At 36.8% G+C, this 13,548-nt stretch carries 15 protein-coding genes; 13 read left to right on the forward strand and 2 right to left on the reverse strand.

Going from position 1 to position 13,548, the window contains the following annotated elements; translation table 11 throughout:
* From IGI80_RS10325 to IGI80_RS10385, 13 genes are all read left to right on the forward strand, one after another.
* Entirely contained in the window at positions 1-630 is a 630-nt protein-coding gene (locus IGI80_RS10325) for a YutD family protein (RefSeq protein WP_002357954.1), read from the forward strand.
* 5 nt (positions 631-635) lie between these two features.
* The gene (locus tag IGI80_RS10330) at positions 636-1,406 is read left to right on the forward strand and encodes a TIGR01457 family HAD-type hydrolase (RefSeq protein WP_002357953.1); all 771 of its coding nucleotides are present in this window, start codon (positions 636-638) and stop codon (positions 1,404-1,406) included.
* The gene (locus IGI80_RS10335) at positions 1,394-2,047 is read left to right on the forward strand and encodes a TIGR01906 family membrane protein (RefSeq protein ID WP_002381967.1); all 654 of its coding nucleotides are present in this window, start codon (positions 1,394-1,396) and stop codon (positions 2,045-2,047) included. Before IGI80_RS10330 ends, IGI80_RS10335 begins: the two co-directional genes overlap by 13 nt.
* 126 nt (positions 2,048-2,173) lie before the next feature.
* Positions 2,174-2,743: a DUF1836 domain-containing protein gene (locus tag IGI80_RS10340; RefSeq protein WP_002361647.1), complete on the forward strand. Its 570-nt coding sequence runs from the start codon at positions 2,174-2,176 to the stop codon at positions 2,741-2,743.
* On the forward strand, positions 2,736-3,596 hold the full coding sequence (locus tag IGI80_RS10345) for a DegV family protein (protein WP_438723361.1): 861 nt from the start codon (positions 2,736-2,738) through the stop codon (positions 3,594-3,596). The genes IGI80_RS10340 and IGI80_RS10345 overlap by 8 nt, the downstream gene beginning before the upstream one ends.
* A 117-nt stretch (positions 3,597-3,713) precedes the next feature.
* A complete protein-coding gene (locus IGI80_RS10350) occupies positions 3,714-4,415 on the forward strand; it encodes an MIP/aquaporin family protein (protein ID WP_438723362.1) in 702 nt (233 codons plus the stop codon).
* 173 nt (positions 4,416-4,588) lie between these two features.
* Entirely contained in the window at positions 4,589-5,293 is a 705-nt protein-coding gene (gene yycF / locus IGI80_RS10355; RefSeq protein ID WP_002357947.1) for a response regulator YycF, read from the forward strand.
* A 6-nt stretch (positions 5,294-5,299) separates the two neighbouring features.
* Complete coding sequence (gene walK, locus IGI80_RS10360; protein ID WP_002379340.1) at positions 5,300-7,129, forward strand: cell wall metabolism sensor histidine kinase WalK; 1,830 nt, start codon at positions 5,300-5,302, stop codon at positions 7,127-7,129.
* Complete coding sequence (locus tag IGI80_RS10365; protein ID WP_002404482.1) at positions 7,126-8,436, forward strand: YycH family regulatory protein; 1,311 nt, start codon at positions 7,126-7,128, stop codon at positions 8,434-8,436. Before walK ends, IGI80_RS10365 begins: the two co-directional genes overlap by 4 nt.
* A complete protein-coding gene (locus IGI80_RS10370; RefSeq protein WP_002365516.1) occupies positions 8,436-9,290 on the forward strand; it encodes a two-component system regulatory protein YycI in 855 nt (284 codons plus the stop codon). Before IGI80_RS10365 ends, IGI80_RS10370 begins: the two co-directional genes overlap by 1 nt.
* Before the next feature lie 56 nt (positions 9,291-9,346).
* Positions 9,347-10,153: an MBL fold metallo-hydrolase gene (locus IGI80_RS10375; RefSeq protein ID WP_002357943.1), complete on the forward strand. Its 807-nt coding sequence runs from the start codon at positions 9,347-9,349 to the stop codon at positions 10,151-10,153.
* A gap of 210 nt (positions 10,154-10,363) precedes the next feature.
* Complete coding sequence (locus IGI80_RS10380; protein WP_002357942.1) at positions 10,364-11,278, forward strand: permease; 915 nt, start codon at positions 10,364-10,366, stop codon at positions 11,276-11,278.
* An 18-nt stretch (positions 11,279-11,296) separates the two neighbouring features.
* Positions 11,297-12,163: a TIGR03943 family putative permease subunit gene (locus IGI80_RS10385; RefSeq protein WP_002357940.1), complete on the forward strand. Its 867-nt coding sequence runs from the start codon at positions 11,297-11,299 to the stop codon at positions 12,161-12,163.
* Positions 12,164-12,214: 51 nt separating this feature from the next.
* On the opposite strand, the gene IGI80_RS10390 is transcribed toward IGI80_RS10385, so the two are convergent.
* On the reverse strand, positions 12,215-12,715 hold the full coding sequence (locus IGI80_RS10390) for a threonine/serine exporter family protein (protein ID WP_368023048.1): 501 nt from the start codon (positions 12,713-12,715) through the stop codon (positions 12,215-12,217).
* A 5-nt stretch (positions 12,716-12,720) separates the two neighbouring features.
* Entirely contained in the window at positions 12,721-13,473 is a 753-nt protein-coding gene (locus tag IGI80_RS10395) for a threonine/serine exporter family protein (protein WP_002357938.1), read from the reverse strand.
* Positions 13,474-13,548: the final 75 nt, after the last annotated feature.

The following is a 13,548-nucleotide window of genomic DNA, read 5'->3' on the forward strand; positions in this document are numbered from 1 at the left end:
ATGACAGACAAAAAGACAACCGAAAAAAAAGAAACAGAAACTGCTGCAACCTTTACAGAAGAACTAACAGCAGTCCTTGAAGAAATAAAAGAAGAACCTGTAAAAGAAAAGAAAAAAGGGGAAATTGTCACCATTGTGAATGAAACAGATATTCAAATTGGTGAAAGAGAGTACCGAATTGTTAAAAATCATCGTGATGCCTTTGATCCTGAACGCTTAGGTGAACGGTTTAGTGAAGTATTAGCGCGTTATGATTATATCGTAGGAGACTGGGGCTATGAACAGTTACGCTTGCGTGGCTTTTTTGATACTTCTAATCGTCGGGCAGCGCCGGATCAACGCATTGATACACTAGAAGACTATTTGTATGAATATTGTAATTTTGGCTGTGCCTATTTTGTAATTGAACGAACAGGGGAACGTAAAGAAAAAACAACGCATCGTCGTCGTCGCCATAAAAAGAATAATCGTTCTAACGCGTTTGTCGAGGAAAAGAGTGCGCCCGCTAATAAAAATAGCAAGCCAGTGATTCGTACGCGAAAAGAAGAAAATAAAAAAACGACTACACCCAAACAGCCTAGTCCCAAAAAATCTGGCAAAGGCTTTACGATTCGTCAACGTGAGGAGTAAACAGAGTGAAAAAAGACTATCAAGGATATTTAATTGATTTAGATGGAACGATTTATTTAGGAAAAGAACCAATTCCAGCCGGAAAACGTTTTGTCGAGCAGTTACAGGAAAAAGATTTGCCTTTTTTATTTGTAACGAATAATACCACTAAATCTCCTGAAACAGTGGCACAACGTTTAGCAAATGAATTTGATATTCATGTCCCAGCATCCCTTGTTTATACAGCGACTTTAGCGACGATTGATTACATGAAAGAAACCAATCGAGGCAAGAAAGTCTTTGTCATCGGCGAGGCAGGTTTAATTGACTTAATTTTAGAAGCAGGTTTTGAATGGGATGAAACAAATCCTGATTATGTTGTCGTGGGACTTGATACAGAATTATCTTACGAAAAAGTGGTTTTAGCTACCTTAGCCATTCAAAAAGGGGCGTTGTTTATTGGGACCAATCCAGATAAGAACATTCCGACAGAAAGAGGCTTATTACCTGGTGCAGGTTCAGTTGTGACGTTTGTGGAGACAGCTACTCAAACAAAACCAGTTTATATTGGCAAACCAAAAGCGATTATCATGGAACGAGCGATTGCGCATTTAGGCGTGGAAAAAGAGCAAGTAATTATGGTTGGAGATAATTATGAAACCGATATTCAATCAGGGATTCAAAATGGTATTGATAGCTTGTTAGTTACATCGGGTTTTACCCCTAAGTCAGCTGTTCCAACTTTGCCAACGCCACCAACCTATGTTGTTGATTCCTTAGATGAATGGACTTTTTGAGTATGATGAGGTCGAAATTGCGTTTAAGGGAAACGCTTGGACTCATTTGTTTGTTTTTAACGATTGTGGCTTTAAGTATCACGATCACGATTAATTTTCGTCCATTGTATCTTTTTGATATCCAACACTTAAATATTTTAAAAGACGTAGAGGTTGATCGTGTGACCTTGATTAAAAATTACGATCATTTAATGATGTACTTAAACAATCCTTTTGAAAAAACATTAGTATTTCCTGATTTTCCAATGTCTGATAGCGCGGCTTTTCATTTTTATGAAGTGAAAAAATTGTTTTTATTGTGCTATGGCGTATTACTAGTTACGTTGATGCCTAGTGTCCTTTATTTAAAATATTTGGTGAAAAATCAGCGTTTATGGACATTGATACGGCCATTTCAGTGGGGAATGTTTTTGCCTGTGCTTTTTGGCTTTTTCATGCTGATTGGCTTTGATCAATTTTTTATTGCGTTTCATGGATTATTTTTTAACAACGATGCTTGGTTATTTAATCCGCTGACTGATCCGATTATCAATGCCTTGCCTGAAGCCTACTTTATGCATTGTTTTATCTTGTTTTTTGTTTTATTAGAAGGCCTGTTTTTGATAGGTGTTTTAATCGGAAAACGTTCTTTAAAAAAATAAAGAGAGAAAAGTGAACAATTCCAAAATTGCTCGCTTTTCTTTTTTATTCAATCTAGTTTTAAAAACTAGATTGAATAATTGTCAAAAGTATGATATTCTTTTTTAGAAATGGTTAGGAGGGTTTTTATGGACGAGATAGAAAAATCACTACAAGATTGGGGCCAACAATTGGAAAATGTTCATTTGCCAAGATGGCATGAGTTACCAGATATTGAATTATATATGGATCAAGTGATTACTCTGATAGAAAAATACTTATCCCCATTGATTACACTGGAAAAACATACTTTGTTAACGTCCTCAATGGTTAATAATTATGTCAAACACGGGTTAATCCCGGCCCCAGTGAAAAAGCGCTACAATCAAAAGCATTTAGCGTTTTTAATTGCGATTACGTTGTTGAAACAAGTGTTAACATTGCCAGAAATTAAGCAAGGCATTTTATTCCAAGGAGCTACGGTTGGTATTCGTGAAGCGTACAATTTATTTTGTCAAGAACAGGAACGAGCGATTTATGTGATTGCTGCTCAAGCGCAAGAAAAAGAAGTTCAGGCCAAATCACAAGAACCTATGGGGATTGAATATTTGGCTGTAAAAGCAGCGACAATGTCTTTTGCTACTAAAATGTTTAGTGAAAAAGTGATTGAATTGGAACAAGAATACTTAAAAGAAATGGATGAGATGACACATGAATAAAGAAAAGATCGCACTACTGGTTGATTCTGGGACAGATGTTCCAGAGGCATTAGTCAAACAATACGGCATGTATGTCTTGCCTTTACAGATTATTTATCCTGAAAAAACCTATACAGATAAGGTAGATATTACACCAGAAGAAGTGTATCAACGTTTAGAGAAAGAAATCCCTAGTACTTCATTACCAGATGGCGCAACAATCCAAGCTATTTTTGACAAAATTAAAGAAGCGGGTTACGAAAAAGTCTTAGCGGTGACCATTTCTAGTGGTTTAAGTGGAACCTATAATGTGGTTCGCTTGCTTGGAGAACAAACCGAAGGACTAGATGTATTTGTTTTAGATACAAAGAACATTGGTATTGGGGCTGGCATTCAGGCGATACGAGCAGCAGAATTAATTGAAACAGTATTAGGATGGCAAGAATTACAACAAAAATTAACAGAAGAAGTAGCCAACGCAAAAGTATTTTTTAATGTAGCCACTTTAGAATATCTACAAAAAGGTGGACGAATTGGTTTAGTCACTTCTATTTTAGGGAATGCGCTAAAATTAAACCCCATTATTTCTTGTAATGAAGAAGGCATTTACTATACGGTGGCTAAGTCTCGCGGCCGTAAAAAAAGTCTTGATAAAACGTTTGAGTTGGTGACGAACTTTATAGGTGAGGCACCCCGTTTCCGTTTGGCAGTCGCTCACGGTGCGGCAGAGGAAGAAGCAAAAGCAATGATGGAACGCTTGAAAGCAGCTTTTCCACAAGCAGAAGAAATTTACTTTGGAACAATTAGTCCGGCATTAGTTGTTCATACAGGACCAGGACTTTTAGGTGTTGGCATACAGTTATTAAATGATTAATTAAATGAAAAATCCCCTCAAATTTTTTTGAGGGGATTTTTCATTTAAGATTTCTCTTTTTCATAGAAATATCATTTTGCTGGAAAAACAACGAAAATTATATTGAAAATTTCACGAATGTGTTACAATTCATCTACAAAGGGGGAATTTTTTGTGAAAAAAGCAATAGCAGAATGTTTAGGAACATTTATTCTTGTCTTTTTTGGGACAGGAACAGCCGTTCTAGGAAATGGTATGGAAGGGATTGGAACAACGGGGATTGCCTTAGCATTTGGGTTAACAATCGTTGCTGCTGCCTATAGTATTGGCACAATTTCAGGTGCACATCTAAATCCAGCTGTTTCTATAGGAATGTGGCTTAATAAACGAATAACAACAATGGAACTAATCTACTATGTAGTGGGACAAATTCTTGGCGGCTTGATTGCCTCATTTGCATTATTAAGCATTCTAAAAGGTGCTGGTAAAAGTATTGAGAACTTAGGTCAAAATGGCGTAGGGGAATTAAGTGTTGCTGGTGCATTGACAGTCGAAATTATTTTAACATTTATTTTTGTTTTAGTTGTCATGACAGTTACAAGTGCTAAGAAAGGCAATGCTTCATTAGCAGGAATCGTAATTGGGTTAACACTAACAATGATTCACTTAGTCGGTATTCCTTTGACAGGAACTTCTGTCAACCCAGCTCGTAGCATCGCGCCAGCTGTTTTTGCGGGTGGTTCAGCGTTATCTGAGTTGTGGATTTTTATCGTTGCGCCATTAATTGGTGGATTATTAGCCGCTCTTGTAGCTAAATTCGTCTTAGATACGGAAGAATAGATTAGCGGAAGAAGAATCTTTGATAACAAGCGTCAATTGTTGTCAGAGATTCTTTTTTTGTTATACTAGGAGAACCTAAAGGCGCATTTTTAACCAAAGATGAAAACATCATCAAAATAAGGTATAATAGGAAAGTATCAAATAAGATTAGAAGGAAAAAGAGGTGTCTCTTTGTGAAGAAAATTTTAGTAGTTGATGACGAGAAGCCAATTTCAGAGATCGTTAAATATAATTTGGTTAAAGAAGGATATGAAGTATTTACTGCTTACGATGGAGAAGAAGCACTTGAAAAAGTGGAAGAAGTGGAACCAGACTTAATTATTTTAGACTTAATGCTCCCTAAAATGGATGGCTTAGAAGTCGCGCGAGAAGTGCGCAAAACACATGATATGCCAATCATTATGGTGACTGCCAAAGATTCTGAAATTGATAAGGTTTTAGGATTAGAATTAGGAGCCGATGACTATGTAACGAAACCATTTTCAAATCGTGAATTAGTTGCTCGTGTAAAAGCCAATTTACGGCGAGGTGCAACCAATGCGAAAGAAGCCGAGGTGACAACACAATCTGAATTAACGATTGGTGATTTAACCATTCATCCTGATGCATACATGGTCTCAAAACGGGGTGAAAAAATTGAATTAACCCACCGTGAATTTGAGTTACTTTATTACTTAGCAAAACATATCGGACAAGTGATGACTCGTGAACATTTGTTACAAACCGTTTGGGGTTATGATTATTTTGGTGATGTGCGGACAGTGGACGTAACCGTGCGTCGTTTAAGAGAAAAAATTGAAGATAGTCCAAGTCATCCAACGTATTTGGTTACTCGTCGTGGGGTTGGTTATTATCTAAGAAATCCTGAACAGGAGTAATCAGGTATGAAGAAAAAAGTTCACTTTTTTCAATCTGTTAATTTTAAGATTGCGTTATCATTTATTCTGCTGTTACTGATTGCGATTCAAATCATTGGTGGCTATTTCATTCGTGAATTGGAAGCCACTACAATTTCCGATTTTAAAAAAAATATGGATTCCCAAGTTGTCCAATTGTCAAATACGTTAAGCACGCAGATGAGCAACAAAGATCTCGAACGTAGTGACGTTGATGCAAATTTAAAAAAAGCGTTATCTGATTTTTCAAATGCAGATATTTCTGAAGCGAGAATTGTCGATGATAAAGGGATTATTCGGGCAACCAATGATTTAAATCAACAAAATATTATTGGGAAAAAGAATGATTATCGTGATTTAAATGACTTTACGAGTAAAAAATATCAAGCTTTAGATAATGATAAACGCGTGTATGTGAATGTCCAGCCGATTCAATCGCCTACTGGAGAAACAGTGATTGGCGTCCTTTATGTGAAAAGTAATTTAGAAAATAAATACCAAGAAATTACCAACACAGCAAGTATCTTTTTCACTGCTTCTATTATTGCCGCAGCAATCTCGATTATTGTGACTTTACTGATTGCACGATCAATCACGAAGCCGATTGGTGAAATGCGCGAGCAAGCCATTCGAATCGCTCGTGGTGATTACGCTGGAAAAGTAGAAGTCCATGGAAAAGATGAATTAGGCCAATTAGCAGAAACATTTAATCAATTATCAGAACGGATTGAAGAAGCACAAGAAACAATGGAAGCAGAAAGAAATCGTTTAGATAGTGTCTTAACGCATATGACAGATGGTGTCATTGCGACGGATCGCCGCGGAAAGGTGATTACGATTAATGAAATGGCCCTTTCATTATTAAATGTAAAAAATGAAAATGTGATTGGGACCTCGTTATTAGAGTTGTTAGATATTGAAGAAGATTACACATTGCGGAAGCTGTTAGAAGAGCCAGATGAACTGCTGATTGATCGCTCAACGTCTGATCGTGAAGAAGACCAAATGATTATCCGGGTAGACTTTACAATGATTCGTCGGGAATCAGGATTTATTACTGGCTTAGTTTGCGTACTTCATGACGTCACAGAACAGGAAAAAAACGAACGGGAAAGACGGGAATTTGTTTCCAATGTTTCTCATGAGTTGCGAACGCCTTTAACAAGTATGCGTAGTTATATAGAGGCTTTGAGTGAAGGAGCTTGGGAAAACCCTGAGATTGCGCCGAATTTCTTAAAAGTCACGTTAGAAGAAACCGACCGGATGATTCGTATGATTAATGATTTGTTAAATTTATCTCGGATGGACTCTGGGAATACACATCTTCAATTAGAGTATGTGAATTTTAACGAATTGATTAATTTTGTCTTGGATCGCTTTGATATGATGATTGAAAATGAGCAAAAAAATTACAAAATTTGCCGTGAATTTACTAAACGCGATTTATGGGTAGAATTAGATACAGACAAAGTAATTCAGGTTTTAGACAACATTTTGAACAATGCGATTAAGTATTCGCCAGATGGCGGCGTCATTACCTGCCGACTAGTTGAAACACATAATAATGTCGTCTTTAGTATCTCGGACCAAGGTTTGGGCATCCCTAAAAAAGATCTCGGGAAAGTCTTCGAGCGTTTTTATCGTGTGGATAAAGCACGTGCGCGAGCACAAGGTGGGACTGGTTTAGGTTTAGCAATTTCTAAAGAAGTAATTCGGGCCCATAACGGGAGTATTTGGGTGGAAAGTACAGAAGGTGAAGGATCGACTTTCTATATTTCACTACCATATGAACCTTATGAAGAGGATTGGTGGGAATGATGAAATTATCAGAATGGATTACAAGAATTGGCTTGATTTTGATGGTCATTTTAAGTATATATTTTTCAGTCAATATCTGGCTGAATTCTGCCAAAAAAATACCAGAAATGAAGTCGGGAAGCCAAGTCACAACAGCTGTCAATGAAAAAGCCATTGGCGATGTCTATTTACCTTTGCAATTGATTCGAATAACTGATGGAAAAGCGATGCAAAGTAATCGTGAAACATTAATTAGTAATGTTCAAAATGATATTAAAATGGCTACGTTTGGTAAATTGACACAAGTTGTGACAAAAAATGCAGAGCAACTTAAGCGCTACAACCAAATGGAACAAGGCATTGAACTTCTTTATCAAGGTCCCTTTTTAATCTCGGACTATGCTTCGATTTATAATCTATCCATTAATTTTACTAACTTTAATGAGTTGACGGACCAGTATTTTACGAAAATTCAATTGGATTTTAACGAAAATAAGATACGTTTTTTAGATTATGATCAATCCAACGTCTATGAAGCGCCCATGACTGTTAATAAGGCGCGCTTAATGGGAATTATCAATAAAGAGGGATTGCAATATCAAGACGTTTCCGAAAATACGCTAACCAAACAAGGACAATGTTATTTAACCAATGATATGAAGTTGAAAAAGTACAGTTATATCTTAGCTTCGCAACCAGTTACTCGTTTTAGGAATGCTTTTTTCAATGAAACGGAAGATATCCAAACCAATGAAGACAGTCAAGACTTAACCTATACGAGTAAAGAAGAACGATTGTTTGCAGAAGAAAAACTGGGGAAAATCGATTTTAAAGGGACCTTGCCAGAAGAGAATAAACGGGACTCAATCTATAATCAAAGCTTTTCTTATGTAAAACGTTTAGGAACCAATATGGGGAATTTACGTTACTTTGATCGAACGAAAGATAGTGTCAATTATCGGACTTTTGTGGAAGGTTTCCCAGTGTTCAGTAATGATTTAAAAGGCCAAGTGGATATTCGCATCACGAACAACGATGGTGCTGCACCAAGCGTAACCATTAACACAAGTGTGAATACGATCCAAGTGCCGATTCCTTCAGAAGAAGAAGTGACGCTGGAAAGCACGGAAAAATTGATTAAGCGTTTAGAAACGGCTGGTGCTAAAAAGGAAAAAATCCAATCGGCTGTTATCGGTTATACGTGGCAGACAATTGAAGAAGTCAAACAAGTCGTTGATTTAAGTCCGGAATGGTATGTCCTTTATAACAACAATTGGTACACTGCAACGGACTTGGTAAAACAATTACCAAGCTTGGAGGTGGGCTAATGGATTTTAAACGAATTGAGTGGATTTTCTTCTTAGCGTTTTTAGGATTAAATATCTTTTTATTTGGAATTTATCGGGAAGGTCAACAAGAGGAGAGCAACGTCTCTTCTTCCAGCCAAACAGAATCGATTGAAAGTCGGTTGGAAAAAGATAACATCTCGTATAAAGGGACACTTTCTTCAGAACGATTGGAAGGTTATTATTTAAGTGGCGAACAAACCAATTTTTCTGCTGCTTTAAAAATCCAACGTGAAAAGAATAAAAATTTTTTGAGAAATGGGCTGCAAATTGCGGATAATACTTTAACGAGTGTACCTAGTAAAAACTATTTTATTGATCCTAAGAAAATTGATAAAGATTTAAGTACCTTTTTAAATGAAAAAAATGCTTTATTATTCGGAGACGAATATCAATACTTACCAGAATTTTCTCATTTAAAAGAGCCGACGGCAGAAATTGTGGCTGCACAATCGTATAAAGGAATTCCTTTTAGAGACGACACGGCAAAATTAAGTATTTTAGCAGATACGTCAGGTGAATTATGGAAAATTAGTAAATATTCGCAAACGCACATTGAAAATATTGAAGAGTTACGGGACAAAACGGATTTATATTCCAATCGTGATGCGATAGACACGCTCTATATGAATAACCGGATTCCTAGTAATTCCAAAATAACATTCATTAAATTGGCCTATTCAAGAATTTATAAAATTCGTGAGAAAAATGTATACGTTCCAGTCTGGTTTGTAGGAATTTCTACTGGTGAAGATTCAGTTGAAATTGAACAGGTGAATGCCGTAAGTAATACCATCATCACAAATAATACTGTGCCAAAGGTGGAAAAACATTAAGGTCCGTTGTATAATGAAACACGTTAATGTTGTAATGTAGAAGGGAAGAGTTTTAAATGGATTCAGAGTTTGCTTTTAATATCAGTGTTCTTGCCAGTGGCAGTACAGGCAATTCCCTTTTTATTGAAACCAACCAAAAGAAAGTATTAGTAGATGCGGGTTTAAGTGGCAAAAAAATCACTTCACTGTTAGCAGAAGTCAATCGCAAACCAGAAGATTTAGATGCGATTTTAGTTACACATGAACATCGGGATCACATTCACGGCGTTGGCGTGTTAGCGCGAAAATATAAGTTAGATGTCTATGCCAATGAAAAAACGTGGCAAGCGATGGATCCCATGATTGGCAAAGTCGATGTCGCTCAAAAACATATTTTTGAAATGGGCAAAGTTTTGACCTTGGGAGATATGGACATTGAAAGTTTTGGTGTCTCACATGATGCGATTGCGCCTCAATTTTATCGTTTTCATCGCAATAATCGTTCCTTTGTTGTTCTAACGGATACAGGTTATTGTAGCGATCATATTCGTGGCACGATTGAAAACGCAGATGCTTATTTAGTCGAAAGCAATCATGAAATTGAAATTTTGCGAGCAGGACCTTATCCATGGAGTCTTAAACAACGGATTTTAGGAGATAAAGGCCATCTATCCAACGATGATGGTGCTCTTGTGATGGCGGATGTGTTAGGTGATAAAACAAAACGCATTTATTTAGGCCATCTTAGCAAAGAAAATAATACGAAACTTCATGCGCGAATGGCAATGGAGTCTACTTTGAAGCAAAAGGATTTAGGCGTCGGTGAAGCATTTAAGGTATATGATACAGACCCCGATTCAGCCTCAGAGTTATTTCAAATTTAGAATAATGGTGGTTTATCAGTTTTTGAGCGTGGAGCAAAAATCCAAAGTGATTTTTGTCCCATGCTCATTTTTTGTTCTTTTATCCAGCTGGTTTGACAGAGACATCGGTGATAATACTTTTAAACTCTTAGTTAATTTTTTGACAAATACTTGTGTTTGTCTGGTGTTAGGAGTATAGTTAACTAGATTTTTACTAGTGGGAGGTCTATAATGTTTCAATTTTTACCAAACTCTGTTTTACAGATGAGCACTATTTTTCTTTCGATTATTATCGAAGCATTGCCTTTTGTCATGTTAGGTTGCTTGATTTCAGGCGCTTTACATGTTTTTTTAACACCAGAACGAGTAAAAAAAGTGTTACCTAAAAATAAATTTTTATCAATTTGTGTAGGTAGTTTCCTAGGGTTTTTCTTCCCTTCTTGTGAATGTGGGATCGTACCCATTGTGCATCAATTTGTTAAAAAAGATGTACCAACACATACCGCTTTTGCTTTTATGTTAACGGCACCAATCATTAATCCAATTGTGCTATTTTCAACATACGTAGCCTTTAGTGGCGCAACAAAATTTGTGATTTGGCGAGTTTTAGGCAGTATGATTGTCGCGTGGGTTATCGGCATTTGGTTAGCTTATTTTCGAAAAGAATCAATTTTAACAGAAAAAGAGTTAGCGCAGATTAAAGAAGAGCAGGTTGCTCATACGCATGAACACGTTGATGAAGCTCGTTCATTTTGGAAAAACGGCTGGTCAGCGTTAACCCATAGTATTGATGAATTTTTTGATACGGGTCGTTATTTAATTTTTGGTTCTTTGTTAGCAGCAATCATGCAAACCTATATTCCAACTGGTGCGCTTATGCAATTGGGCCATTCAAAGATTTTAGCGATTCTAGTCATGCTAGTCATCGCTGCCACTCTATCACTTTGTTCAGAAGCAGATGCATTTATTGGTTCTTCTCTTTTGAGTTTATTTGGCACAGGACCAATTGTCGCCTTCTTAGTTTTTGGTCCAATGGTAGATATTAAAAATTTATTGATGATGAAACGTTATTTTAAGATGTCATTCATTGTACAATTTGTTTTGATAGTGGCGCTTGTCGTAACTATTTATGCGGCAGTAGTTTAGAAAGGAGGCCTACAATCGATGATACGATTTATTATTTTAATTGGATATATGGGGTTGATGATGTATCTTCAAATTTCAGGTGAACTGAACCAATATATCAATATTCATTATAATTACTTAGCTGTTTTATCAATGGTTTTAGCTTTTATTATGGCGATTGTCCAATTGATTTTGTGGAACCAAGCAGATCCATCAATGCAAAAAAAACATGAAGACATGCACCAACATGGGGGACATGAACATCATGGCCATCAGCATAATTTGGAAAAACCCAGCCAAAGAGGGCTTGCCTATTTACTACTTTCTTTACCGTTGATTGTTGGCTTATTATTTCCGACAGTTAGTTTAGACACAACAATTGTTGAAGCAAAAGGCTTTAACTTTCCAGTAAGTAAAGAATCAGTAGGGGATCCTGATATGCAAACGCAATATTTGAAACCTGATACAAGTATGTATTTCAATAAGACGGATTATGACAAGCAGATGGCAAAAGCCATGAAACAATATGATGGCCAATCTGTGATTTCAATTACGGATGAAAACTATTTGGAAATTATGGAACTAATCTATAATTATCCAAGTCAATTTGCAGGAAAAAGGATTTCTTATAAAGGCTTTGTCTATAATTCAAAACGAGAAGAAAGTGTTGACCAGTTTGTCTTCCGTTTTGGGATTATTCATTGTGTCGCTGATTCTGGCGTTTTTGGCTTGTTGGTTCATTTTCCTGAACATACCCAATTTCAAAACAATGATTGGGTAACGATTACCGGCACGGTTGAGTTGTCCTATTATCCACCGTTTAAACGACAAATACCAACTGTGCAAGTGGAGAAAGTCAAAGCAGATCAAGCACCAAAAAATCAATATGTCTATCGTTCCTTTTAAAAAAAGTTGGTTGCTTCCTTATCAAATGGAAGCAACCAACTTTTTTGCTATCTATTTTTTAATTTTGTTGCGTTTACGACGAATAAAACCCAAAGATTCTCTTTTTTCTCGAAAGCTGCGGATATTCTGATTGAAAACCTCAGAAGCGACTAAGCCTAACGCAATTGCCCCAGCAATCATTACAGCTTGCACGGTAAAATAGGCGCCTTTTTCATAATTGCCAATTACGATATTCCGAACAGCTTGATAAGCTAAGCCACCAGGTACCAATGGAACAATACCAGGAATATTAAAAATCGTGACAGGCATTTTCAATATTTTTGAGAATAGGTAGCTTACTGCCGCAACACCGACAGCACCGATAAGGGAACCTAATGCTGCATTTCCACTAAAAACTTCAACGATTCCCCAATAAAGCATCCAGCTCACACTACCAGTTAGACCACAAGCCACCAGTGATCGTCGAGGAACATTAATAATAATCGCAAACGCCGCAGAAGCTAAAAAACTAAAGATAAATTGTACCAAAACGATTCCTAGCAAGTAAGTCACTCCTTTTAATAGAAAAGTTGAAAGACAAAAGCAATGCCAAAACCAATCATTCCTGAAGTCATTAATGCTTCAGTCCCACGAGAAACACCCGATAAGTAGTGTCCAGCTAGCAAATCGCGAAGAGCATTGGTAATTTGCACACCAGGCACTAAAGGCATGACACAACCAATGATGATTAAATCTTGCGATTGTCCGAGTCCCAATTTGACTGAAAGAATAGCGGCTGCACCAATGAACAGCGAAGCTAAAAATTCAGATAAAAATTTAATCTTGAGAAACTTTAAACTAAAATAATAAAGACTATAGCCGCAACCACCAATCAGAAAAGTCAAGAATAAATCGGACCAGACGCCACCAAAAAGGATCATAATTGTAGCGCTGACAACGGCCGCACTAACAATGCGTGCGCTAATTGGAAAATGTCGGTGTTCACTATCAATCACTTTTAGTTTATTCAGTAATTCCTCTAAAGAAAAATCACCAGCCACATAAGCACGAGACAGCTGATTCACACGAGAGATTTTTTCTAAATCAATGCCACGTTTCATTACTTGAACCATACGAATCGTGGAGGTTCCATCTATGCCAACAAATAACCCGGTTTGTGTCACATAGCTAACCATTCGATAGTTGCCAGAAGCAAGCGCAATTCGGCTCATTGTATCTTCAACACGGTACATTTCTGCATCGCTTTCTATCATAATTTTACCAGCTAACAAACAGGTTTCTAAAAGTAAATCCAAATGAGCAGGAGTCATTGAGCAAGCCTCACTTTATGTATTTTCTTCTAGTGTACTACAAACGAACCAAAAAGAGGAAATAAATAACATCTG

Source organism: Enterococcus sp. DIV1420a (assembly GCF_051712165.1).
Classification (GTDB): domain Bacteria; phylum Bacillota; class Bacilli; order Lactobacillales; family Enterococcaceae; genus Enterococcus; species Enterococcus faecalis.

What these genes read in the sequence shown, in the direction of transcription:
- IGI80_RS10325 (WP_002357954.1), top strand. Translation starts at nt 1, where the DNA reads ATGACAGACAAAAAGACAACCGAAAAAAAAGAAACAGAAACTGCTGCA.
- IGI80_RS10335 (WP_002381967.1), top strand. Translation starts at nt 1,394, where the DNA reads ATGGACTTTTTGAGTATGATGAGGTCGAAATTGCGTTTAAGGGAAACG.
- IGI80_RS10340 (WP_002361647.1), top strand. Translation starts at nt 2,174, where the DNA reads ATGGACGAGATAGAAAAATCACTACAAGATTGGGGCCAACAATTGGAA.
- IGI80_RS10345 (WP_438723361.1), top strand. Translation starts at nt 2,736, where the DNA reads ATGAATAAAGAAAAGATCGCACTACTGGTTGATTCTGGGACAGATGTT.
- IGI80_RS10350 (WP_438723362.1), top strand. Translation starts at nt 3,714, where the DNA reads ATGTGTTACAATTCATCTACAAAGGGGGAATTTTTTGTGAAAAAAGCA.
- walK (WP_002379340.1), top strand. Translation starts at nt 5,300, where the DNA reads ATGAAGAAAAAAGTTCACTTTTTTCAATCTGTTAATTTTAAGATTGCG.
- IGI80_RS10365 (WP_002404482.1), top strand. Translation starts at nt 7,126, where the DNA reads ATGATGAAATTATCAGAATGGATTACAAGAATTGGCTTGATTTTGATG.
- IGI80_RS10370 (WP_002365516.1), top strand. Translation starts at nt 8,436, where the DNA reads ATGGATTTTAAACGAATTGAGTGGATTTTCTTCTTAGCGTTTTTAGGA.
- IGI80_RS10375 (WP_002357943.1), top strand. Translation starts at nt 9,347, where the DNA reads ATGGATTCAGAGTTTGCTTTTAATATCAGTGTTCTTGCCAGTGGCAGT.
- IGI80_RS10380 (WP_002357942.1), top strand. Translation starts at nt 10,364, where the DNA reads ATGTTTCAATTTTTACCAAACTCTGTTTTACAGATGAGCACTATTTTT.
- IGI80_RS10385 (WP_002357940.1), top strand. Translation starts at nt 11,297, where the DNA reads ATGATACGATTTATTATTTTAATTGGATATATGGGGTTGATGATGTAT.
- IGI80_RS10395 (WP_002357938.1), bottom strand. Translation starts at nt 13,473, where the DNA reads ATGACTCCTGCTCATTTGGATTTACTTTTAGAAACCTGTTTGTTAGCT.